Origin of the sequence: Raineyella antarctica (assembly GCF_900092135.1) — a bacterium.
GTDB lineage: Bacteria > Actinomycetota > Actinomycetes > Propionibacteriales > Propionibacteriaceae > Raineyella > Raineyella antarctica.
Map to the genome: position 1 here is coordinate 136878 of NZ_FMYF01000001.1, position 21488 is coordinate 158365.

General features: G+C 69.1%; 17 protein-coding genes. 10 read left to right on the forward strand and 7 right to left on the reverse strand.

Translation table 11 applies throughout. The features are described from left to right. The first annotated feature begins 55 nt into the window (after positions 1-55). Complete coding sequence (gene metK / locus GA0111570_RS00615) at positions 56-1252, forward strand: methionine adenosyltransferase (RefSeq protein ID WP_092605965.1); 1197 nt, start codon at positions 56-58, stop codon at positions 1250-1252. 80 nt (positions 1253-1332) lie between these two features. Here the strand turns inward: metK and GA0111570_RS00620 are convergent, their stop codons facing one another. From GA0111570_RS00620 to GA0111570_RS00630, 3 genes are all read right to left on the reverse strand, one after another. Continuing rightward, positions 1333-2316: a hypothetical protein gene (locus GA0111570_RS00620; RefSeq protein WP_139283102.1), complete on the reverse strand. Its 984-nt coding sequence runs from the start codon at positions 2314-2316 to the stop codon at positions 1333-1335. Between the two features lie 328 nt (positions 2317-2644). After that, positions 2645-5032, reverse strand: a complete 2388-nt coding sequence (locus GA0111570_RS00625) for a DEAD/DEAH box helicase (protein ID WP_092605334.1) — start codon at positions 5030-5032, stop codon at positions 2645-2647. A 59-nt stretch (positions 5033-5091) separates the two neighbouring features. Beyond that, positions 5092-6279, reverse strand: coding sequence for a glycosyltransferase (locus GA0111570_RS00630; protein WP_175557254.1), 1188 nt, complete (start codon positions 6277-6279; stop codon positions 5092-5094). Between the two features lie 239 nt (positions 6280-6518). Here GA0111570_RS00630 and GA0111570_RS00635 point away from each other — a divergent pair, with 239 nt between their 5' ends. The 3 genes from GA0111570_RS00635 to GA0111570_RS00645 are packed head-to-tail and all read left to right on the forward strand — an operon-like array spanning position 6519 to position 10558. After that, entirely contained in the window at positions 6519-8387 is a 1869-nt protein-coding gene (locus tag GA0111570_RS00635) for an ATP-binding protein (protein ID WP_139283103.1), read from the forward strand. Beyond that, the gene (locus tag GA0111570_RS00640) at positions 8378-9028 is read left to right on the forward strand and encodes a response regulator transcription factor (RefSeq protein ID WP_092605340.1); all 651 of its coding nucleotides are present in this window, start codon (positions 8378-8380) and stop codon (positions 9026-9028) included. The genes GA0111570_RS00635 and GA0111570_RS00640 overlap by 10 nt, the downstream gene beginning before the upstream one ends. A 21-nt stretch (positions 9029-9049) precedes the next feature. Then, positions 9050-10558: a DUF7059 domain-containing protein gene (locus GA0111570_RS00645; protein WP_092605342.1), complete on the forward strand. Its 1509-nt coding sequence runs from the start codon at positions 9050-9052 to the stop codon at positions 10556-10558. A 2-nt stretch (positions 10559-10560) separates the two neighbouring features. Here the strand turns inward: GA0111570_RS00645 and GA0111570_RS00650 are convergent, their stop codons facing one another. Both GA0111570_RS00650 and GA0111570_RS00655 read right to left on the reverse strand, forming a co-directional pair. Then, complete coding sequence (locus GA0111570_RS00650; RefSeq protein ID WP_092605344.1) at positions 10561-12051, reverse strand: sugar transferase; 1491 nt, start codon at positions 12049-12051, stop codon at positions 10561-10563. A gap of 85 nt (positions 12052-12136) precedes the next feature. Next, positions 12137-13360, reverse strand: a complete 1224-nt coding sequence (locus tag GA0111570_RS00655) for a glycosyltransferase (RefSeq protein ID WP_092605346.1) — start codon at positions 13358-13360, stop codon at positions 12137-12139. A 228-nt stretch (positions 13361-13588) separates the two neighbouring features. Here GA0111570_RS00655 and GA0111570_RS00660 point away from each other — a divergent pair, with 228 nt between their 5' ends. Continuing rightward, positions 13589-14059, forward strand: a complete 471-nt coding sequence (locus GA0111570_RS00660; RefSeq protein WP_092605348.1) for a hypothetical protein — start codon at positions 13589-13591, stop codon at positions 14057-14059. On the opposite strand, the gene GA0111570_RS17930 is transcribed toward GA0111570_RS00660, so the two are convergent. Further along, a complete protein-coding gene (locus GA0111570_RS17930) occupies positions 14056-14199 on the reverse strand; it encodes a hypothetical protein (RefSeq protein WP_245702955.1) in 144 nt (47 codons plus the stop codon). The genes GA0111570_RS00660 and GA0111570_RS17930 overlap by 4 nt on opposite strands. Between GA0111570_RS17930 and GA0111570_RS18365 the strand changes: the two genes are divergently transcribed. Both GA0111570_RS18365 and GA0111570_RS00670 read left to right on the forward strand, forming a co-directional pair. Continuing rightward, positions 14191-15027: a nucleotidyltransferase family protein gene (locus GA0111570_RS18365; RefSeq protein ID WP_425438593.1), complete on the forward strand. Its 837-nt coding sequence runs from the start codon at positions 14191-14193 to the stop codon at positions 15025-15027. The genes GA0111570_RS17930 and GA0111570_RS18365 overlap by 9 nt on opposite strands. Next, the gene (locus tag GA0111570_RS00670; RefSeq protein ID WP_092605352.1) at positions 15024-15299 is read left to right on the forward strand and encodes a hypothetical protein; all 276 of its coding nucleotides are present in this window, start codon (positions 15024-15026) and stop codon (positions 15297-15299) included. The genes GA0111570_RS18365 and GA0111570_RS00670 overlap by 4 nt, the downstream gene beginning before the upstream one ends. A gap of 17 nt (positions 15300-15316) precedes the next feature. On the opposite strand, the gene GA0111570_RS00675 is transcribed toward GA0111570_RS00670, so the two are convergent. Then, the gene (locus GA0111570_RS00675) at positions 15317-16939 is read right to left on the reverse strand and encodes a tyrosine-protein kinase domain-containing protein (RefSeq protein WP_092605354.1); all 1623 of its coding nucleotides are present in this window, start codon (positions 16937-16939) and stop codon (positions 15317-15319) included. A gap of 129 nt (positions 16940-17068) precedes the next feature. On the opposite strand from GA0111570_RS00675, the gene GA0111570_RS00680 reads away from it, so the two are divergent. The 3 genes from GA0111570_RS00680 to GA0111570_RS00690 are packed head-to-tail and all read left to right on the forward strand — an operon-like array spanning position 17069 to position 21482. Then, positions 17069-19078 carry a glycosyltransferase gene (locus tag GA0111570_RS00680; protein ID WP_217633949.1) on the forward strand — a complete coding sequence of 670 codons (2010 nt, stop codon included), beginning with the start codon at positions 17069-17071 and terminating at the stop codon, positions 19076-19078. Beyond that, the gene (locus tag GA0111570_RS00685) at positions 19078-20436 is read left to right on the forward strand and encodes an O-antigen ligase family protein (protein ID WP_092605358.1); all 1359 of its coding nucleotides are present in this window, start codon (positions 19078-19080) and stop codon (positions 20434-20436) included. The genes GA0111570_RS00680 and GA0111570_RS00685 overlap by 1 nt, the downstream gene beginning before the upstream one ends. After that, positions 20433-21482: a glycosyltransferase family 4 protein gene (locus GA0111570_RS00690; protein WP_092605359.1), complete on the forward strand. Its 1050-nt coding sequence runs from the start codon at positions 20433-20435 to the stop codon at positions 21480-21482. The genes GA0111570_RS00685 and GA0111570_RS00690 overlap by 4 nt, the downstream gene beginning before the upstream one ends. The last annotated feature ends 6 nt before the right edge of the window (positions 21483-21488 follow it).

Here is a 21488-nt window from a genome sequence, read left to right on the forward strand (position 1 = left end):
CGATCGCGGTTCCTGGTGTGGGGGTCCTAGGATCGATCCCGTGCCTTACACCAACATGCGCCTCTTCACGTCCGAGTCGGTCACCGAGGGCCACCCGGACAAGGTCTGCGACCGCATCTCGGATGCCATCCTGGACGCGATGCTCGAGCAGGACCCGCAGGCGCGTGTGGCCGTCGAGACCCTGACCACCACCGGCCTGGTGCACGTCGTCGGCGAGGTGACGACCAGCGCGTACGTCGAGATCCCGGCGATCATCCGCCAGCAACTGCAGTCGATCGGCTACACCTCCTCGCGGGTGGGCTTCGACGGCGCCTCCTGTGGGGTGATCGTCTCGATCGGCCAGCAGTCGCCCGATATCGCCCAGGGCGTGGACAAGTCGCTGGAGTACCGCGCCGACAGCCAGGACCACGACCCGTACGACCTGCAGGGCGCCGGCGACCAGGGCCTGATGTTCGGCTACGCGACCGACGAGACCCCCACGCTGATGCCGGTGCCGGTCTTCCTGGCGCACCGGCTGGCCGAGCGGCTGGCGCGGGTCCGCAAGGAGGGCATCGCGCTGGGCCTGCGCCCCGACGGCAAGACCCAGGTCACGGTGGCGTACGACGGGGACCGGCCGGTGGGGATCGACACCATCGTCGTGTCGACCCAGCACGACGAGGACATCTCCCAGACCGAGCTCGCGCACACCATCCGCACCAAGGTCATCGACCCGGTGCTCGCCGCCTCCGGCCTCGACCTCGAGACCGACCAGATGACGGTGCTGGTCAACCCGACCGGCCGGTTCGTCATCGGCGGCCCGATGGGCGATGCCGGCCTGACCGGCCGCAAGATCATCGTCGACACGTACGGCGGCATGGCCCGCCACGGCGGCGGGGCGTTCTCCGGCAAGGACCCGTCGAAGGTGGACCGCTCGGCGGCGTACGCGCTGCGCTGGGTGGCCAAGAACGTCGTCGCGGCCGGGCTGGCCAAGCGCTGCGAGATCCAGGCCGCGTACGCGATCGGCCGGGCCCGCCCGGTCGGATTGTTCGTCGAGACCTTCGGCACCGGCACCGTCTCGGATGAGAAGATCCAGGCGGCGATCCGTGAGGTCTTCGACCTGCGTCCGGGCGCGATCGTCGACCAGCTCGACCTGAAGCGCCCGATCTACAAGGCGACGTCGGCGTACGGCCACTTCGGCCGGGAGCTGCCGGAGTTCACCTGGGAGCGTACGGATCGGGTGGAGCAGCTGAAGGCTGCGGTCGCGGGGGAGTGAGCCAGTAAGGGCCCTCGGGTGAACCTGTGGCCACCGAGGGCCCAAGCCGGACCATCGGGACGATCTTCTGCTGGGGACCGTCACAGCCACCAGTCGAGCAGCCCCTTGATGCTGTCGGTTCCCATGGGGGGCAGCACGGGCCTGGTCGCGAAGTAGACGCCAATGGCGACCAGAGCGGGTGAGAAGTCTCCGGTCCATGTGCGATCGCCCGAGTTCGGATGCCGGAGTAGTAAAAGGGCTCCGATCACCAGGATGCTGGTTCCTGCCGAGCAGAACCAGCGGATCCAATCGACGCCCGTAGCGAAGACGAACAGGACCGCCGCTCCAGAAATGGCCCACGAGGCCCAGACGATCCATGCCCGCGGCAACTCATCCAACGGGCGAAGGGCCCTCAGGAACGACGGGGATGCACCCTTCAACCACGAGTAGTGGATGAGGAGGAGCATCAGGCCCCAACTCAGCATCAGAATTGCCCGAAGGGGCGATATTGAGTGTACCAATGCGAGCGAGTCGGCGATGCTGTCGCCCATGTGCGCAAGGACACCTCCATAACCCGGCGTTCCCACGAATTGCTGGTCGAGGAAGACTGCAGTTGTCGGCTGCCCACGGAGCAGGCTCACCAGGTCGCCGTCCGATCGACCGAACGCCATGACCGAAGCCATGGCGAATAGACCGGGCGAATAGACGAGGATGACGGCGCGTAATCGTGAAGCGACCGATGCGGGCGTCTGGACGATGAGAAGGAGGGCAAAGATACCCCAGACAGCCATCGTCGCTTCGTGAACCAAGGTCAGCACTGCGCCTAGCAGGCCGAGCACCGCCAGCCAGGCCGTGCGTGCTCGTCCGCTGGTGCGCCAGAGAACGAGGCCGCTGGCGATCAGGAATGCGAGACCGAATTGGTCGGGCGTCCTATATCTGAACAGTGGGTCAAAGGTCCATGGGCTACATGCTATCAATGCAGCGAGTGCGATGGTCTGCGTCGTCCCGCGCCTTACCAGCAGAAGGACCAGTAGCGCCAGAGCAGCCGAGGGGATCAGGGCTGTGGACCAGACAGCAGCGAACATGAGTTGAGGGGAGGGCATGCCAGAGGGGGGGGGCACTCAAGAGCTGGAGGATCTCGCCGCCCAGTCCTCGGCGTGTGAATCCGAAATCATAATTGACGAGCCAATACGACTTGTGGAAATCAGTGGGACGGATGGAAAAACCTGAAACCAGCTGATAGGCCATAGCCACCAGTAGCACCGAGCTCATGCCTCGTGGTGTTCCTACCCACCTACTCAAAAGCTTCACCGGAGCAGGCTACCGGCCCGTCGGGGGTCCCTGCGCCATCGAGCACTGAGCGAAGCTGCGCAATGGGGAATGGGCCGGTGAGTGTGCTCGTGCACGTTCCCTCTACCTGCGATCCGCGGCTGGCAACATATGCTGCAGCAGGATCCGCGCCGCGTCCTTGTCCAGGGTCTGGTTGCCGTTGCCGCACTTGGGTGACTGGACGCAGCTGGGGCAGCCCCCGGAGCACCGGCAAGTGCTGAGCCGCTCGTACGTCGCGCCCCACCACTGCTCGGCGACCCGGTAGCCCTGCGTCGCGTAGCCCGATCCGCCTGCCTGGCCGTCGTGGACGAAGATCGTGGCCATGCCGGTGTCGGGGTGGAAGACCGTGGAGACGCCGCCGATGTCCCAGCGGTCGCACGAGGCGAACATCGGCAGCAGGCCGATCGCGGTGTGCTCGGCGCCGTGGACCGCACCGGCGAGCTGGGTCTGGGTCAGCCCGGTCGCCGCGACCACGGCAGCAGGGATCCGGATCCACATCGCCCGGGTCTCCAGCGCGTGCTCGGGCATCACCATCGGTGACTGGTCCCAGACCTCGCCGGTCAGTTCGTCGCGTCGCAGGTAGCCGACCACCTGGCTGGTGAGGCGTACGGAGCCGCGGCACACCTCGGCAGCACCGAACGGGCGCACCTCGTCGGTGGAGAGCACCTCGATGTCCATGGTGCTGACCGGCTGGGTGGTGTAGCCGGGGCGGTCGCGGTGCACGATCGCCTCGAAGTTGTCCAGGTCCAGGGCGTCGACCATCCAGGAGTCGCCCTGGTGCAGGTAGACGGCCTCCGGATGGACCGCCCGGTCCGCCGACCCGACGTCGGCGACGCCGACCAGCCGGCCGGTGTCCCGGTCGACGATGTCGATCGCCTTCGCGCCCGACCCGCGGATGTCGATCATCGCCGCGGCCCGCTCCGGGTGGGTCCAGTACCAACCCTCGCGCCGCTTGCGCAGCACACCCTGGGCGGTCAGCAGGTCGGCGATGGCCTCCAGCTGGGGGCCGAAGAACCGTACGTCCGCAGACGTCAGGGGCGCCTCCTGGGCCGCCGCGGCCAGGTGCGGCCCCAGCACGTACGGGTTGGCCGGGTCCAGCACCGTACGCTCCACCGAGCCGTCGAGGAGTTCGTCGGGGTGCGCGAAGAAGTAGGCGTCCAACGGGTTCTCCCGGGCGACCAGGAACACCAGCGCGTCGCTGCCGCGGCGGCCGGCCCGTCCCGCCTGTTGCCAGAGCGCGGCACGGGTGCCGGGGTAGCCGGAGACGATGACGGCGTCGAGGCCGGCGATGTCGACGCCGAGCTCGAGCGCGTTCGTGGCGGCGACCCCGTGCAGGGCGCCGGACTGCAGGTCCCGCTCCAGGCGCCGCCGGTCCTGGGGCAGGTAGCCGGCCCGGTACGCGTCGACCCGTCCGGCCGGGCCGAGGAGTTCCTGGGCCTTCACCGCTACCCGTTCGGCCATCGCCCGGGAGGCGATGAACGCGACGGTCTGGCGGCCCTCGGTGACGCAGTCCGCCAGGATCTCGGCGGCCTCGGTGTCGTGGTGCGCCTCGGGGCGCCACATCACCAGGTCGACCGCCCCGTGCGGGGAGGTGTCCTCGGTCACCGCCAGCACGTCCTCGCCCGGGACGCCGGCGAGTTGGCCGAGCAGCTCCGCGCCGCCGTCGATGGTGGCCGAGGTGGCGATCACCACCGGTTCGGCTCCGTACATCGCGGCCAGGCGGCGCAGGCGGCGGATGATCGCCGAGACGTGGGAGCCGAAGACGCCGCGGTAGCGGTGACACTCGTCGACGACGATGTAGCGCAGCGAGCCGAGGAGTCGGGCCCAGCGGGTGTGGTTGGGCAGCACGGAGTAGTGCAGCATGTCGGGGTTGGTGAGGACGTACGAGCCGAAGTCGCGCGCCCAGCGCCGCTCGGCGTCGTCGGAGTCCCCGTCCAGGGTGCAGACCCGCCAGTCCTCGAGCTGCAGGTCACGGCAGGCCCGCAGCTGGTCGTGGGCCAGGGCCTTGGTCGGGGCGAGGTAGATCGCCGTGCCCTCCCTCCGGGCGGCGCCCAGCTCGGCGCGGAGGCGGGCGGCGGTGAGGCGGGGGCGGGTGGCGGTCAACGTGGGGGCGGACGTGGTCGTGGGGGCCGTGGCCCCGGGCGCGGCGGCGGCCCCGGGCATCGGCGTGGCTGCCCCGAGGGTGCTGCCGATCCGTGCGCCGGCGTCGCAGTCGGCGCGGGTGGCGGCGACCACGGGCAGCAGGTAGGCCAGCGACTTCCCGGAGGCGGTGCCGGTGCTCAGCAGCACGTGCCGCCCGGCATGCGCGGCCTCCATGGCCCGGACCTGGTGCTCCCACGGCGTGGTGATGCCCAGGTCTGCCAGGGAGTCGAGGACGTCGAGGGGGGCCCAGTCCGGCCATTGCGCGGTTCGCCCGGAGCGCGCGGCAACGTGGTGCACGTGGCTCACGCGGGGGTCGGAGGACTGGAACACGCGGTCAGTCTAGGTCGGGGCACAGACAGTCGAAGAGTGCCAGCTGAGGGTGGGCCGGGTCAGCGGCGTGCCGCGGCCTCGCGCAGGACCGAAGCGACGACCGCCGCTGTGTCATGCACCGAGAACCGTTCCTGCGCAGAGTGCCAGGCCGCCGTGGCCCGATGCTCGGCCTCCGCCGGATCCTCCAGCACCTCGTCGATCGCGGCCGCGAGCGCCGCCACGTCGTACGGCGGCACCAGCCAGCCCAGCGGCTCGGCGGCCGGGTCGGGACGGACGATCTCCGTCACCCCACCGCCCTGCGTGGCGACCACCGGGACGCCGCGGATCATCGCCTCGACGATGACCTGGCCGAACGGCTCGGGCTGGCCGGAAGCGTGCACGCACACCGTCAGCCCGTCCAGCGCGGCCGCAGGGTCGGCGACGAACCCGGTGAACTCCACCCGGTCGGCGATCCCCAGCTCCTGGGCCACGGCCTGCACCCGATCGGCGTACTCCTGCTCGCCGAACAGCGGTGCCCCGATGATCCGGAACCTGGCTTCGGGGTGCCTGGCGAGCACCCGCTCGGCGGCCCGGACGAATTCCAGCTGCCCCTTGGTCGGGCTGATCCTGCCCAGGATCCCGACCACCGGGGGGGTCGGGATCGTACGTTCGGCGGGGGAAGGGCCCACCTGCGCCGGGTCGTAGCCGGGGTAGGCGATCGCCGGGTGGATCCCTGGCAGGGTGGCGGCCGTGCCCTCGGAGTTGACGACCACTCGCCGTACGACCCGGCGGGCCAGCAGCTGTAGCAGCCGCACCATCGGGCCCGGGAGGTAGTCGGGACTGATCCGGTCGTGGACGTGCCAGACCAACGGAACCCCGGCTATCCAGGCCGCCGGGACGCCCAGCAGGTCCGCCTTCAGGGACGTGGTGTAGATGACGTCGGGCGCCAGCCGCCGCAGGCGCAGGCCCAGCCGCACCGTGAACGGCAGCACCCTCATCGCATTGGCGAGTGCAGTGAGTCGGGACCGCCCGGCCTCGTGTCGGTCCGTGTTCGCCAGGGCAGGATCGAGGGCCAGCACCTCGACCGGGTGGCCTGCTTCGGCCAGCTTCGCAGCCAGTGGCCCGTCGGAGAACAACACGGTCCGGGTCTGCAGCCCGGGGTCGAGGTGGTCCAGGAGGCGGACCAGCGCGAGTTCGGCGCCGCCCAGGACAGCTGTGTGGTCCAGCACCGTGATCCGCAGCGCCCCGTCGTCCAGCCGTTCCCCCATGGCCTTCACAGTAGTGGCCCGTCGGGCACGCCTCGGCCGCCTCCACGACAGCCGGGGGAGCGAGGCCGACTGGGGACCCAGGTCTATGGAGTGCCTCGGCCCGGGCCGCCACGATGGGTCACGTGCCGTGTCGGCACCCCAACAGCGAAGCGAACGGAGGACCTCGGTGATCTGCGGAAGGCCCCGAACCGCCGGCGCAGGCATGGTCGCTGCTTCCACCCCGAACCCCACGTCCTGACGTGACCGAGGTCGTCCGCGGCGCGACCGGGATCCTCGGTGCTGCGACCGAACTCGTCCGCGGTGCGACCACGTCGCCGAGACGTAGCTCACGCCGCGCCGACAGCACTAGATTTCTGGTCATGCGCCCCGCCGTCGTACGGTCCACCCTCGCCCGTTCGTTCGACAGGTCCCTCGGCACGATCCTGGGTGCCGGCCTGGTCCTGGCCGGGCTGAACGCCGCGCTGCTGCCGCTGGACGGCCCGGTCGGGCACATCCTCGCCCTGTTCCCGCTGGTCTTCCTGGCGTTCCTCGGCGCCGGGCTCCGGGCGTGGTACCGCCGCCCCAGCAACCGGATCGGTGCGTTGATCCTGTTCGGGGGCTTCGCCGTCTGGCTGGGCAGCATGCAGAACACCGACGTGCCGGTCCTCACCGCCGTCGGCACCATCGGTGCCACCCTGATCCTGGCGGTCATGGTGCACCTGCTGCATGCCTTCCCCTCCGGCCGGTTGCAGGGGCCGGTCTCGGTGGCGACGGTAACGGCCGGGTACGTCACCTCACTGGTGCTGCAGGCACCGCGGTACCTGTTCGACCCGAACGGACCCGCCCCCTCACTGGTCATCGCCGACCTGCCCGGCGCCGTCGCCCTCGGTGGGCGGACCCAGCAGTTCGTCGGCGCCGCCGTGATGCTGGCGACCGCCGTCGTCCTCCTCCGACGGCTGGTCCGCGCCGACCACCCCCGCCGCAAGGTCCTTGCGCCACTGTTCGCGTACGGCGTGCTGGCCGTCCTGTTCATTCCCCTGGGATCCCTGGTGCTCGGGCCGGTGTTCGGTATCCCGCCCGCCATCCGGGCCGGCCTGCAACTCCTCGTCCTCGGCGGGATCCCGGTGGCCTTCGCCTACGGCACGCTCCGGGGTGGTTTTGCCCGGACCGGGGAGCTGGAGGAGCTGGGCACCTGGCTCGGGGCCTCCGACGGCACCCGACCGGCGCTGGCGCAGGCCCTCGCTCGTACGCTCGGCGACCCGTCCCTGACCCTGTCGTTCTGGGTGCCCCGGAGGCACGTCTTCGTCGATGAACGCGGTGTGCCGATCCCGACCGAGCTCGGTCCCGATCGTGCCGTCGTCGTCATCGAGTTGGAGGGCCGTACTGTGGGAGCCATCCACTACGACTCGCTGCTGATCGGTGATCCCGAGCTGGTCCGGACGGCGGGCCAGGTGATCGCCATCGCCGTGGACCGGGAGCGGCTGACGGCGGAGCTGCGCGAGAGCCACCGCGCCCTGCGCCGATCCAGGGAGCGCCTGGTCGACGCGGCCGACCGCGAGCGCCGACGGATCGCCCAGAACCTGCACGACGGGTTGCAGGTGCAACTGGTCCTGCTCGCCCTGGAGGCCCAGCAACTGGCGAACGCCCCCGCGACCGCCAGTGCTGCCGCGGACCGCGCGACCCGGCTGCGCCAGGGGATCGATGCCGCCGCTGCGGACCTGCGCCAGCTCGTCTCGGCCGTCATGCCGGCATCGCTCATCGAGGGTGGCCTAGGGGCGGCGGTGGAGGACCTGGTGGATCGGATGCCCGTCCCGACGACCCTGGCGCTCGACATCGGCGAGCGGATGCAGGCGCCCGCCCTGGAGAGCACTGCCTACTTCGTCACCGCCGAGGCGCTGACCAATGCGGTGAAGCACTCGGGCGCCTCGTCCGTGTCGGTGCGGCTGGTGTCGGAGGACGGCTGGCTGCGGATCGAGGTGTGTGACGACGGGGTGGGTGGCGCGAACGCCGGCCACGGCATCGGCCTGCGGGGGATGACGGACCGCATCGACGTCCTCGGCGGCTACCTGAGGATCGTCAGTGAGCCCGGCGACGGGACACGGATCGAGGCGGGCCTGCCATGCGCGTGATCCTCGCGGAGGACGAGGTGCTGCTGCGCCGGGGACTGCAGCTGGTCCTCGAGGACGGCGGGTTCGAGGTGGTCGCGGTGACTTCCGACGCCACCGGTCTGGAGGAGGCCGTCGACCGGCACCGCCCGGAGCTGGTGATCACCGACATCCGGATGCCGCCGACCCATACCGACGAGGGCCTGCGGGCGGCGCTGCGGATCCGGGAGAAGCACACCGACGTCGCCGTGGTCGTCCTGTCCCAGCACGTCCAGCGGCGCTACGCCCACGAGCTCCTGGCCTCCTCCCATGGCAAGGTCGGCTACCTGCTCAAGCAGCGGATCGCGGATGTGGACACCTTCCTGGCCGGGCTTCGGCAGGTCGTGGCCGGAGGTACGGCACTGGATCCCGACGTGGTCGCCGTGATGGTGGCCCGGGCCAAGCTCTCGGACAGCGCCGTACGCGCCCTGACCCCGCGCCAGCAGCAGGTGCTGGCCCTGATGGCCCAGGGCCACAGCAACTCGAGGATCGCGACGGAGCTGTTCCTCAGCGAGAAGGCGGTCGTCCAGCACACCTCGCGGATCTACGATGCACTCGGCCTGCCGTTGGGCTCCGACTCGCACCGTCGGGTGCTCGCCGTCATGCGCTACCTCAGCGAGAGCTGACCGGTGTGCCACGATGGCCCCATGCCCCAGTACAGCCCCTTCACCGTCGACCCCCGCCGTCTCGCCGAGGCCCTGCGCCGGGCGGAGTTCACCGTGGACGCGGTCGGTGAGCGGCTGGGGGAGCAGGCGGGGGCGGCCCTCGGCCGGAACACCACCTTGGCCGCGCTGCGTGCCCTCGGTGGCGACGACGATCCCCAGGCCACGTTGCTGCGGCTCTTCGTGCTGCAGCGTACGGTCGGCCGGGACGCGGCTGAGAATGCGCTGCCCGGCCTGCTCGGCGACCTGCAGGCCGACGGGCTGGTGGAGGAGGTCGCCGGACGGATCCGCGCGACGGTGGACCTGAGGCCGTACGGCGCCGACGAGGCCTCCGGGGCGCCGGTGGACGGCTGGGTGGTCGCCGACCACGTCCCCGGCCTGGACGGCCACGTCACCGCGACCCGGCCGGACTTCGTGCTGGGCGCCAGCCCCGCCTCGGCCACCCTGACCCAGATGACGATCCGTCGCCCGGTCGGCCGGGCCCTCGACCTGGGGACCGGCTGCGGCGTCCAGTCGCTGCACCTGGCTACCCACGCCGAGAAGGTCGTCGCCACCGACCTCAACCCGCGGGCCCTGTGGCTGGCGGATCTCACCCTGCGCCTGAACGGTCTGGAGGAGCGGGTGGAGCTGCGCGAGGGCAGCCTCTACGAGCCCGTCGCGGGGGAGAAGTTCGACCTGGTCGTGACCAACCCGCCGTACGTGATGGCACCGCCGCAGGCCGAAGGGGATCGGCTGACCTACCGCGAGGGCGGCTTCGGCGCCGATGACCTGGTCGCCGAGGTGGTCCGGGGCGCCGCGCCCCACCTGTCCGAGGGCGGCACGCTGCAGGTGCTGGCGAACTGGGCCCACGTCCGGGGACAGGACTGGACCGATCGGCTGCGTGGCTGGATCGAACCGACCGGCTGCGATGCGCTGGTCCTGCAGCGCGAGGTCCTGGACCCGTACGAGTACATCGAGATCTGGCTCAACGACGCCGGCCTGGCCGGCTCCGAGGCGTACGCGGGCCGGTACGCCCAGTGGGTCGACTACTTCGAGCGGCTCGGCATCGAGGCGGTGGGGATGGGCTGGATCAGCCTGCACAACGCGGGCCACGAGGCCCCGTCCCTGCAGCTGGAGGACTGGCCGCACAGCGTTGTCCAGCCCGTGGGCCCGGCGTTCGCCGGGCAGCAGCGCGGGGTCGAGTGGTCGCGGCGCACCGACGAGGAGCTGCTGGCCACCTCCTGGCGGCTGGTCGACACCGTCCAGGAGACGTACGGCCGGCCCGGGGCGGCCGATCCGGAGCACGTGGTGCTGCGCCAGCAGAAGGGCTTCGCCCGGGCGCTGGAGGCGGACACCGCGCTGGCCGGGGTGCTGGGGGCCTGCGACGGCGAGCTGCCGCTCGGGATCATCATCCGCGCCGTCGCGCAGCTGCTGGAGGTCGACGCGGAGGCCCTGGTCGTCGAGGTCGTGGCCAGGGTGCGCCAACTGGGGGTGGACGGCTACCTGGTGGCCTGAGGTCAGTAGGCCCCGGCGGACGCGACGACGGCGCGGAAGGTCTTCAGCAGGATGGTGAAGTCCTGGACCATGCTCCAGTTGTCGACGTAGTACAGGTCGAGGCGGACCGTCTCCTCCCAGGGCAGGTCGGATCGTCCCGAAACCTGCCACAGGCCGGTGATGCCGGGACGTACGTCGAGGCGGCGCCGGACGTGGTCCTCGTACTGCTCGACCTCCGAGGGGAGGGCCGGGCGCGGCCCGACCAGGCTCATGTCGCCTCGGAAGACGTTGAAGAACTGGGGGGTCTCGTCCAGTGAGTAGCGACGGATGAAGTGCCCGACCCGGGTGATCCGGGGATCCCTGGCCATTTTGAACAGGACGCCGTCGTTCTCGTTCTGGGCCTGCAGGTCCGCGAGCAGCTTCTCCGCGTCGATGACCATCGAGCGGAACTTGTAGACCCGGATCAGGTTCCCGTCCTTGCCGACCCGCACCTGCCGGAAGAAGATCGGTCCGCCGTCATCGATCTTGATCGCGAGCGCGACGGCCAGCATGATCGGCGAGGCCAGCACGATGAGCAGCGTCGAGCCGACCAGGTCGAAGAGCTTCTTGCCCCAGCGGGAGGCGGCCTCGGACTGCGGCTGTTCGACGTGCACCAGCGGTAGCCCGGCGATCGGCCGCACCCGCAGGCGTTCCGCGGACACGTCGGTCATCGTCGGGACCACGATCATCTGGGTGTTCTCGTTCTCCAGGTCCCAGGCCAGGCGACGGAAGTCGCGGCTGCGGCTGAAGCTGCCCTCGGTGCAGATGACCGCTTCGGCATCGGCCGCCTTGACCGCCGTGCCGAGTTCGTCGGTGTGCCCGATGACGGGGATCCCGCTCGGGGTGTAGGGCTGCCCGGTCGCAGGGGGGATGACGGCGCCGACGATGCGGTAGCCGAGCCAGACCTCGCGCTTGATCACCGTGGCGATCTCCTCGATGTGCTGGACATCGCCGGACAGCACGACGCGGTTGAGCAGCAGTCCATGGGCACGTGCCCGTTGCACCAGTCGACGTACGGTCAACCTGCCGAGCAGCAGCAGGACGACGCCGAGGCTGAACTCCAGGACGAAGAACCCGCGGGAGACGTCGTTCTTGGTCAGGTAGAGGATCGCAGCCGACGTGCCGGCGGTGATACCGCTGGCGGTGACCACCGACTGGTACTCCAGCGAACCGGCACCCATGTTCTTGACCCGGTACAGGCCCCACGAGGCGAACACCGCGATCCACAGCGGCACCAGCCACAGGGCCATGCCGGTGACGACCGAGGAGACGTCAGCGGCCTCGTCGAAGACGTTCAGGGAGTTGCGGCCGACCACGGCGACCAAGGTGCTGAGGAGGATCATCAGCAGGTCGGTCACGATGACGGCGGTCCGGACCACGCTGTTGCTGCCCCGACGCCGCTTGTCCCAGGCCAGCAGGGCAGCAGGGACCCGCTGGATGGTCTCCTCCGCAGTGAGACGTCCGAACGGGTCCATGATTCCCCCGAATCCTGAAACTTGGCCTCCCCCGGGGGCAGTCAGTTGCCGCCGAGGGACCTATCCATTCAAACATCCCTCACCCTCAGTTGCCAGTCGTGGACCATTCCAGTGGCTCTGCTGGTATCTCCGTCGAGGACGGGGCCAGGGGGATGGGTCGATGCGGCCCGGCCAGGACGGCGTCAACCTCCCTCTGGAGCCGGGCGATGAAACGCTGCTCGGAGAACAAGTCGGCATGGGCGCGGATCGCCGCCGGGTCCCAGGTATGCAGCCCGGCCCGCACCACGGCCTTGCGGATCGCCCCCGCAGCCGGCGCCTCGAAGAACACTCCGTTCACTGCGGGATTGATCGTGTCAAGATAGCCACCGGCATGCAGTGCCAGGGTCGGCTTGCCGAAGCTCGCGGCCTCCAGCGGGGTCAACCCGAAGTCCTCGTGGGACGGGGCGACCAGCGCGGTGGCATGGGCGTACGTCCACCGCAGCTGGGCGTCGGTCAAGCCCGAGACCATCCGCACGTTCGGCGGGGCCGCGGCCCGCAACTGGTCCGCCAGCGGCCCGGCGCCGACCACGACGAGTCGCTCGTCGGGCAGGTCCGCGAACGCCTCGAGCGCCCGGTCGACGTTCTTGTAGGGCATCAACCGCGACACGACAAGGTGGTAGCGGTCCTGCCAGTCGGCCAGCCCGGGCACGGGTTCCTGGTCACCCGTCGCGTCGATGCTGTGCGGCGGCGGGACGAGGTCGGCGCGGATGCCGTACGTCCGGGTGATCCGCTCGACCACGACCCGGGAGTTGCCCAGGTACTTGTCGGCCCGGAGGGCTGCCCGGAGGTCCCACCGGCGCAGCGGGTCACCCAGGGCGCGCATGGCCAGCCTCTTGGGGGAGAAACGGCCTGAGTCACCGTGGTAGTCCTCGGGCTGGTAGAGCCAGCGGGCCGGATTGTGGCAGTAGACGAGCTTCCGGCCGGTGGTGGGGAAGCCGTGGGCCCAGCCGCTGGAGGAGGCGATGACGACGTCAGCGTCGATGTGCATGCCGTTCGACGCGAAGGGGAGGAGTGGGAGGGCGAGTCGGGGATCTGCGCGGAAGGCCGCCACCCGGTTGAGCGGGGAGGTGATGATGCGCACATCGCGGAACTCGGGATACGTGGTGTCCGGGTTGTAGATGGTGGTGTGCAGCGTGGCGTTCGGGAAGGCCCGGACGAGCGACAGGACCACGCGTTCGGCACCGCCGCGCTGGGTGAGGTAGTCGTGGGCGATGGCGATGCGGGGGGCCGTCAGGTCGGTCGGGCCAGCGTGGCAGCTGCCTGCAATCATCCGAACGTCTCCCGGGGCCGGTCGCCGTTGGTGCACGGCGATGAATGATCCCACGATAACCTCATCCCACTGCAGGGATTCACGTCGGTCCGGATACGTGTGTGGCGCTACTGTTCTGGGTTGTGCGGGGCGGTACGCTGTCAGGCCCTGTGACTCCACTGTGCTAGCGTTCGTCCCATCGCCCCACGACTGGGGGGGGCAGGCTACTCGACACACATGGGACGACTCATGACTGACTTCATTCCTTCCACTGACACCACGATCAGCCGACGGACGTTGGCCAAGGGCGCCGCTTGGGCCGTCCCGGCGATCGCCATCGCGTCTGCGCTGCCTGCGACGGCCGCCAGCAAGTGCGCCGACTTCACCCTCGACAGCGCAAAGAGCTGCAAGGATCCGGGCAAGCCTTTCGGCTACAAGCTGTACATCTGCTTCACCAATGGATGCGGTGGCGCGCAGAGCAACTCGGTAGTGCAGATCACTTCCATCGTCAATGGCTCGGGTGGCACGCTCACGAAGGGCCCGGACCAGACCGGTGGTACTCTCACGGCGACCTTCACGGGTGTGGGCAGCTGCCAGTTGCTGACGGGGTACGGTACGTCGTCCGCGCAATTCTTGACGATCACCTACTCGATCGACGGTGCGCCGGCGCAGACCGTCACGTTGGATGCCCCGCCCACGACTTCTCACTGCATCGTTTAGTCGCCGCCTGATGCGTCGTTGATGTTGTTGTAGAGGGTGGGCATCTGTTGGATGCCCACCCTCTCTTTCTGATTGGCGAGATCAAAATGCGGCTGGATGAGGCTTCCGTTCCCGTTGAGGTGCAGGTCCAGATGGCTCATGCCGCCGTCCAGCGAGTGGCGGATCTAGCGGATATCGATGTCCTACATATCAAGGGCTTTGCTCTTGACCCGTCACTGATCTGGGATGGCCGGGTGGGGAGCGATGTCGACGTGCTCGTGCGTCCCTCACAGGTCGATCGACTTCTGCGAGCACTGAGGACTGCTGGATGGGTGTGGGTCACGGGGTTCGCTGCCGGTTCTCCCTTCGGACATGCCGCGACCCTTTTCCATGAGTTGTGGGGCTACGTCGACGTGCACCGTATGTTCCCGGGCGTCGAGCTTGCCCCTGCAGCAGCTTTCGAAATCCTGTGGAGGGACCGTGGGACCCGTACTATCGCTGGAACTGATTGCGCTGTCCCTGCATTGGACGGTCAAGTCGTTGTGCTCCTCCTTCACGCCGCGCGAGAGGCCGGCGCAACCAAGGCACGGAGGGATGTCGAAACCGTGTGGGTGGGGGCGTCTCCTGAACGCCAGAATGCCGTGCGGGCGCTTGCTGAGCGTCTCCAGGCGCAGATGGCGCTCGCCGCGGCAGTGGGCGAGCTTGCAATGTTTCGTGGGCAGCGAGGATACGAGCTCTGGAGGGTCGTCTCCACCGGAGGCACTCGTGCAGAGGAGTGGTGGGCTCGCTTTCTGGCGGCTGGCAGCCTAGCGGAGCGCATGGCGGTGCTATGGCGCGCAATCATAGTGAACAGCGAACATCTCGCTGTAGTCTTGGGACACCCACCGACCAAGCCTCAGATCATTCGGGAGTTCTTCGCCCGTCCCATGCGCGCAGCCCTTGAGGAGTATCGTACCATTCTCCTTCGCGTCCGGAAGCACCAAGGATGAAGGCCCTCCGGGTTGCCGATGGTGTTGCCTTCGTCGGGACAGCCGAAGCGGTTTATGTCGCGCGGGTACCCGAAGGGCCGATCCATGTTCTCACCGATTCCGCGGCGTTGATCTGGCATGAGGCGCTGGGGGTCGATCGCGGGACTGTTGCTTCACGCGTTGCTGCTGCAGCAGCCCTGTCGATCTCTGACGTTGCTCAGGGTGTCGATGATCTGATCACCGCGCTGGTCCGACTGGGGCTGCTGAACGAGGGCACCCAGGTCCCCGACTAAGGACGAGATCGCCGCCCCTAGTCGGCGAATCGACGGCCGTGCCCTCGGCTATCCACGGGACTCGTATCGCTGGTCCCGAAATCCTCCTGCGTCGCGGAGGACCACCCCAAGACATCCTCTGCCGCGCTGAGGAACGGCTGCCCGGTTGGCGCAGGACTGGGCGGAGCCGGTACCGAGGGCGTCGTCGGTGATGTCGGTACAGGTGCGGGGGTGATTGCGTGCGGTGCCTCTACTGGCCTCGAGCGCCGCTTCTCTATGCGCGAAGCGCGCCCCCCGCGCGTGGCCCGCGAGTTGCGGCCGTGCGGGTAGTAGGCGCCGTAGCGACTTGCGGAATCAGAGTTCTGCACCATGTTGAGCGCGAATCCGGCGATCCGGGCTTCGACGACGTTGAGCGAACGGACGGCCTGCGCCAGATCGCGCTTGAGAGTTCGGTCAGCTGCCACGACGATCAGCATCCCGCCGACCAGGCGATCGATGAGAACAGGGTCGACGACGGGGAGGATGGGTGGCGCATCGACGATCACGTAGTCATACGCGGCCAGGAGTTGGGCGAAGAGTGCCTCCATGGCGGAGGATCCCAGTAGTTCGCTCGGATTCGGGGGAATGGCTCCCGACGGCAGGATGTACAGGGTCGTGTCGCCCCAGCGCTGGGCGGCATTCTCGATGGTGGTGTGGGCGAGTAGGACGGTGGTCAGTCCGACGCCACCCTCGATCCCCATCGCACCGGCCACCGAGGGGTGACGCAGGTCCGCGTCGACGAGAAGCACCCGAGCGCCGGAATCCGCCATCGCGAGGGCGAGGTTCACGGCCGTGGTGGTCTTGCCCTCGGAAGGCATGGCCGAGGAGACCGCGAAGGAATGCTTGCCTCCGGTGGTCACGTCAGCGAACTGAAGGTTCGTACGCAGGCGCCGGTACTCCTCGGCTGCCAGTCCATGGGGATCGCCTTCGACCACCAGGTCGGAGTCGTTCGACTTGGGCAGCAGCCGCAAGGATCCGAGGATCGGTCGGTCCGAGAGTGCCCGCACGTCCGCTTCGGTGCGCACCCTGGTATCCAGGAAGTGACGGATCAGAGCCAGTCCGATACCGAGTCCCAACCCGGCGAGGAGGCCCAGCGCGACATTGCGCGGCAGGTTGGGTGAGATCGGACGGCTGGGCGCCGTCGCCGACGAGATGGCTGTGGCGGTGACGCCTTGGCCGGCACTGGCCAGCAGTGGGGCGTAGGCTCCGCCGACCTTCGCCAGTTCGGGCCCGACCGCGTTCGCGGCATCAGCGGCCAGTTTGGGGGATTCCGCCTGGACGGTGATGTCGAGGACCGGCGAACTCTGGGAGACGACGGCCGTGACCACGAGAGGCGTGCTCGGGGAGACGCCCAAGGTTTTTCGGAGGGGATCCAGGACCACCGGAGAATTCAGCAGTTCGACGTAGGTGTTGAGGTCCGCGGAGGTCAGTAGGTAGCCCCCGCCCGCATTCGCGCTGGTCTTCGGACTGGACGAGGCCGCGAGAAAGACTCGGGCGCTGGCCTGGTACGTCGGTGGGATGCGGAGAGTGGTCACGACCGTGGCGGCCAGGACCAGCAGCAGTGTGAGCACGATGGTGATCCACCTGGCCCGGATGATGGCCAAGAAGTCGCGTAGCTGCACAGTCGCTCTCCAGTGATGTCAAAGGGCTCGAACATCGCCAAGTCTCGCACAGGAGCGGCACGAGGACAGAAGTCTGTCCCGGAACGAGTAGTCTAGCGCGGGTAATCGTTCGACCGAGGGGGCCCGGCTGTGCGTGTTCTGCGAATCTCCCACAGTGCCGTCGTCGGCGCGTGGCGTGAGCGGGAACGTGCGATGGTCCGGGCCGGCTCCGCTGTCGTGACCCTCACCGCCCACCGGTGGGAAGAGGCGGGTGCCCCCGTCGGACTGGAGCCGGAACCGGGTGAAGAAGTGGTCGGCGCCGGGACACTCGGCAGCCATCCTGCGCTCTTCGCGTACGACCCACGTCCGCTCTGGCATCTCCTGGGCCAGGACTGGGACGTGATCGACCTGCATGAGGAGCCTTTCGCGCTGGCCACCGCGGAGATCCTGTTGCTTCGGGGGCTCCGGGGGCAGAAGGCCCCGTACGCCCTCTACTCCGCACAGAACATCCGCAAGATCTATCCCGTGCCCTTCCGCTGGATGGAGCGGTGGGCCCTGCGCCACGCCTCTGCCGTCCATGTGTGCAACGACGAGGCCGGACGGATCTGCGCGGACAAGGGCTTCCCTGGTGCGCCGAGGACCATTCCGCTGGGGGTGGACCTGGAACACTTCACGACAGACGACCCCCCGATCAAGCGCCTGGGCCCCATCGTCGGATCGGGTGTCCCGACTGGCTCGTCCGGTGCCGGGCGACGGGGAGTCGTCGGGTACGCCGGTCGACTGGCCGCACACAAGGGGGTCGTCGTCCTGCTGGATGCGGTGGCCACCGATGCCCGGCTCACCCTGCGCCTGGCCGGCGCCGGCCCGCTGGAGGCCGAGTTGCGCCAGCGGGTCGACAATCTCGGGATCGCGGACAGGGTTGAGTTCCTCGGCGCCCTCGACCAGGCGGCCCTGCCCGGCTTCTACCGGTCGCTGGACGTCCTCGCGGTCCCGTCCCTCACGACCCCTTCGTGGGTCGAGCAGTTCGGACGCGTCGCCGTCGAGGCGATGGCCTGCGGCGTCCCTGTGGTGGCCAGCGACAGTGGTGCCCTACCCGACGTCGTCGGGGGTGCGGGCCTGCTGGTCCCGCCCGGCGACGTGAGGGCCTTGGCGGCTGCGCTTAGGTCGGTCGTGTCGGACCAGGCACTGTCAGACCGCCTGCGCGCCGAAGGGCTGTCCCGCGCCCGGTCGTGCGCCTGGGATCGGGTGGCTGAGCAGTACCTCGATCTGTACGGGACGATGCGGCGCCGGTCACTGCCGGAGGCCGATGGTGGCCGTCCGGTCGAGGTTGTCCTCGTGGCCTACGGTTCTCCTGCCCTGGTCCGGCGGGCACTCGAACCGGTACGGTCGCTGCCTGTCACAGTGGTCGACAACTCCTCGCTGCCCGAGATCGCGGCACTGTGTGAGGAGTTGGGCTGCCGTTACATCGACCCGCACCGCAACGGCGGGTTCGCCGCCGGCGTCAACATTGGACTGGCGGCTCGCACGGATCCGGGCTCTGATGTGCTGCTCCTCAACCCTGACGCAGAGGTGGACGTCGAGTCGATCCGCCGACTCCAGTCGGCGCTGCACGCTGATCCTGACCTGGCCAGCGTCGCCCCCACCCAGGTCGATGGTGAGGGACGACCATCCAGGGTCGGATGGCCCTTCCCCTCCCCGGCGGCTACGTGGCTCGAGGCCGTCGGCCTGGCCTCGCTGCTGCCCCGTACCCAGTACGTCATCGGTTCGGTCCTCCTGCTGAGGGCCGAGGCCCTGGCACAGGTGGGTGGGCTGGACGAACGCTTCTTCCTCTACGCGGAGGAGACGGACTGGGCCTATCGGGCGCACCTGCTCGGCTGGCGGCACGCCCTGGTGCAGCAGGTGAGCGCCGTGCACCTAGGCGCTGCCACCAGCAGCGACACCGCCAAGAGGGATGCACACTTCCATGCCTCCCAGGAGCGATACATGCGCAAGCATTACGGCGCCATCGGCTGGCACCTGGCCCGCGCCGGAGAGGTCCTGGGAGCCGCGGTCCGTTCCGTGCTGCTTCCGGGCGAGCGGGGGCGGGCGGCTCGCCGTCGGGCAGCCGTGTTCGCACGGGGGCCCGTGCATGTCGAGGCCTCCTTCGGGCAGGCCGCCTGATGGCCGGATTCCTGGGAACCCGGGTGGGTCGCTGGCTGGCCGCCGTGATCGGTGCGACCCTACTCATCGCCGCGGCCCTGGTCATCGGGCGCGAGATCCCCGGTCGGCCGGTCATCGCCCTGGCAGCCGTTGCGGTGGTGCTCGCCCTGGGCGTGACCGCCGCCGACGCTGCGCTGATCCCCCTGCTGCTCCTTCCGGTGGTTTTCGTCATCCATCGAGTCAGTGCCGGAGCGCTCGACTTGTCCATCTCCGACGCCGCGCTCGGACTGGCGACATTGGTGGCCCTCGTATTCACCAAGCGGCCCTTCAGTGCGCCCTTGCGCAACCTGCTGTGGCTGACCGTGCTCTACCAGTTCGCGACACTGTTCACAGTGGTGGCCAACCCCTTCCTGGCCAATGCGGTGGAGTGGGTCCACGCGTGGACGCTTGTCGGCGGAGCACTCGTGGTGGGCTGGACCATCGGACGGGGAGGGCATGCCCGGGCCGGTCTCACCCTCGTCATGGTCACCGCCCTGGTCCTCGCGATGATCACGATCGCCCAGGGACTCCGCCAGTACGCAGGCGGGGACTTCCAACCCGTCTACGTGTCATGGCCGTACGGGATGCACAAGAACTTCATCGGCACCGTGGTCGCCTTCGCGGCAGTGGTGGCGTACGCCCGGCCCGTGTGGCTGGGCTGGCCCCGGCGGTGGTCGTTGTCGGTGTTCTGGATCCTCGCCGTGGCCATCGCCTTCACCCAGTCCCGGCAGGCGATCATGGGGCTGGGAGTGGCGCTGCTCCTGATCGCCCTGCGCGGAGACCGGCACCGCAGGCGGTCGAAGGTGATCGTCGTCGCCGTAATCCCGGCCCTGTTCTTCGTCGGAACACTCGTGAAGGACCAGCTCGCATCAGGCAACGCCTTCAACTCGGCGAACCAGCGCCTCACCTGGTTCCAGGACACCCTGACGGCTTGGGAGCGCTCGCCTTGGGTCGGTTACGGCCTGCGCTTCTGGAACCAGCCTGGAGCGCCGTTGCACTTCCAGCCGCCGAATGCAGAGCTCGAAGTACTCGCCTCTGCAGGGATCATCGGTCTCCTCGGTTTCCTGGCCCTGGTGCTCGGCGTTCTCATAGTCCTGTGGCGCATCGACCCGGCCTACGGCACGCTTGCGGTGGCTGTCGTGCTCTCCCGTTTCGTCCAGGGACAGTTCGACCTCTTCTGGGTTGCGGGACAGGTCTCGGTCCCGTTCGTTGTGGCGGGTATTTGTCTCGGAGTGCTCGAACTGCGCAACGAGGGGCAGGAGCCGTCCCAACGGCTCGTCAGGGCAGGTCTCCCGGCGGCTGTTCCTCCGGGACCCATACCTGCGGAGACCCCTCGATGACCCGCGCGAACGTCCGTCGCCCGCTACGGATCGTGCATGCGATCAGCTCGGATGCGTTTGCGGGGGTCGAGCGTCACGTCAGTACCCTCGCTGCGGCCCAGAGTCGGATGGACAGCCACCGGGTTGCGGTGATCGGCGGTGACCCCGGAGCCATGCGGGCCACGATCGGTGATCCGTCGGTGGTCGTCCACCCGGCAGGATCGGTGCTGGACGTCGTCCGCGGCCTCGACCGGCTGAGGGATTGTGATGTCATCCACGTCCATATGACGGCCGCCGAGACCGCGGCTGTGCTGTCCCTGCGGTCCTGGCGGGTGCCCGTGGTCGCGACCCGGCACTTCGCGGCGCATCGGGGGCGGAGCCTCGGGGGCAGGAGCGTGGCCCCCCTGATCCGGGCCCGGGTCTCGGCCCAGATTTCGATCAGCGCGTACGTGGCTGATCGCATCGACGGCCCCAGCACCGTCGTCCATCCCGGAGTCCCCTCACAGCCGGATCCCGTCGCGGGCATCGTACGAACCCCGTCCGTGCTGGTCGTGCAGCGACTGGAGGCGGAGAAGGACACCGCCGATGCCATCCGGGCCTTCGCGTCGTCCGGTCTGCACCGACATGGCTGGTCCCTTGACATCGCCGGGAGCGGCTCGCAGGTGACTGCCTTGTCGGCCGTGGCCAGGGAGTTGGGCGTCAGCGATCGGGTGCGATTCCTAGGTCACCGGTCGGACGTCGTGGACCTCATGCGACAGGCAGGGCTCCTGGTGGCTCCTTGCAGCGTGGAGGGACTGGGGCTGACGGTTCTGGAAGCCATGGCGGCGGGGCTGCCGGTGGTCGCCTCGGCGGCCGGAGGGCATCTGGAAACCGTCGGCGCGGTCCGCGAACCCGCGCTCTTCTCCCCGCACGACGTCGTCGCGGCCGGGGAGCTGATGTCGGAACTGGCAGCGGACCCGTCTCGTAGGGCCTGCTATGGCGCCGAGCTTCGCGACCTGCAGCGGACCTCCTTCACGACGGAGGCCCAGGCCCGCGCCACGGACCTCGTCTACCGGAGCGTCCTGTGACGGATC

What these genes read in the sequence shown, in the direction of transcription:
- metK (WP_092605965.1), top strand. Translation starts at nt 56, where the DNA reads ATGCGCCTCTTCACGTCCGAGTCGGTCACCGAGGGCCACCCGGACAAG.
- GA0111570_RS00620 (WP_139283102.1), bottom strand. Translation starts at nt 2,316, where the DNA reads ATGTTCGCTGCTGTCTGGTCCACAGCCCTGATCCCCTCGGCTGCTCTG.
- GA0111570_RS00630 (WP_175557254.1), bottom strand. Translation starts at nt 6,279, where the DNA reads ATGGGGGAACGGCTGGACGACGGGGCGCTGCGGATCACGGTGCTGGAC.
- GA0111570_RS00640 (WP_092605340.1), top strand. Translation starts at nt 8,378, where the DNA reads ATGCGCGTGATCCTCGCGGAGGACGAGGTGCTGCTGCGCCGGGGACTG.
- GA0111570_RS00645 (WP_092605342.1), top strand. Translation starts at nt 9,050, where the DNA reads ATGCCCCAGTACAGCCCCTTCACCGTCGACCCCCGCCGTCTCGCCGAG.
- GA0111570_RS00650 (WP_092605344.1), bottom strand. Translation starts at nt 12,051, where the DNA reads ATGGACCCGTTCGGACGTCTCACTGCGGAGGAGACCATCCAGCGGGTC.
- GA0111570_RS00655 (WP_092605346.1), bottom strand. Translation starts at nt 13,360, where the DNA reads ATGATTGCAGGCAGCTGCCACGCTGGCCCGACCGACCTGACGGCCCCC.
- GA0111570_RS00660 (WP_092605348.1), top strand. Translation starts at nt 13,589, where the DNA reads ATGACTGACTTCATTCCTTCCACTGACACCACGATCAGCCGACGGACG.
- GA0111570_RS18365 (WP_425438593.1), top strand. Translation starts at nt 14,191, where the DNA reads ATGGCTCATGCCGCCGTCCAGCGAGTGGCGGATCTAGCGGATATCGAT.
- GA0111570_RS17930 (WP_245702955.1), bottom strand. Translation starts at nt 14,199, where the DNA reads ATGAGCCATCTGGACCTGCACCTCAACGGGAACGGAAGCCTCATCCAG.
- GA0111570_RS00670 (WP_092605352.1), top strand. Translation starts at nt 15,024, where the DNA reads ATGAAGGCCCTCCGGGTTGCCGATGGTGTTGCCTTCGTCGGGACAGCC.
- GA0111570_RS00685 (WP_092605358.1), top strand. Translation starts at nt 19,078, where the DNA reads ATGGCCGGATTCCTGGGAACCCGGGTGGGTCGCTGGCTGGCCGCCGTG.
- GA0111570_RS00690 (WP_092605359.1), top strand. Translation starts at nt 20,433, where the DNA reads ATGACCCGCGCGAACGTCCGTCGCCCGCTACGGATCGTGCATGCGATC.